1 protein-coding gene is annotated in these 570 nt (G+C 60.9%); it reads right to left on the bottom strand.

The annotated features are described in order from the left end of the window. Positions 1-570: hypothetical protein (locus LZP73_RS19235; RefSeq protein ID WP_234236518.1), on the bottom strand; the 570-nt coding region annotated here is incomplete at both ends.

Below are 570 nucleotides of genomic sequence, written 5' to 3'. Positions count from 1 at the left end.
TTATGCTGTTGTTGGCATCTTCGACAAAGTCATACCAGCCTTGAACCTGATTGTATTTACGATAGACGGCGCCTTCCGGCAGCACACTGGCGCGCGGCAGTGGGAACACCACGGCAACCGATTGCCCCGCCTGGAAGGTGCCGCTCAGGGTAAAGTCGAGCACGGCGGCGACCTGGCTGAAGTGGCTGTCGTTGCTGTCAGCGGCGGCGCTGTCTGCCGCTACCGAGGCAGCCAAGTCGCCCATGCTCATGCCGGCGCCGCTGCCGGTGATGATGGCACTAGTGATGTTGCCAAGCGCCAACTGCACGCCGGCCGTGGTTTGCATGGCATCGGTTTCATCGTTTACCGGCAAACGGCTGCTATCCACATCGTTATCAAGATAATCGGCGATACCATCACCGTCGCTGTCGCCGTAACCTTCCTCGCTGTCGACAAGGCCGTCACCGTCTGTGTCTGCCTCGCTGCTCAGCTGCGGCAGCGACTCGACCTTGAAGCGAATGCGGCGGCTGCTACTGAGCGGTGCCGGGGTATTGGTTTCGGTCACAGTCACATCCACGGCGTAGCGGCCAC

The organism is Shewanella sp. AS16, assembly GCF_021412365.1.
GTDB lineage: Bacteria > Pseudomonadota > Gammaproteobacteria > Enterobacterales > Shewanellaceae > Shewanella > Shewanella salipaludis.
This window is presented reverse-complemented; position numbering and strand designations above follow the sequence as displayed.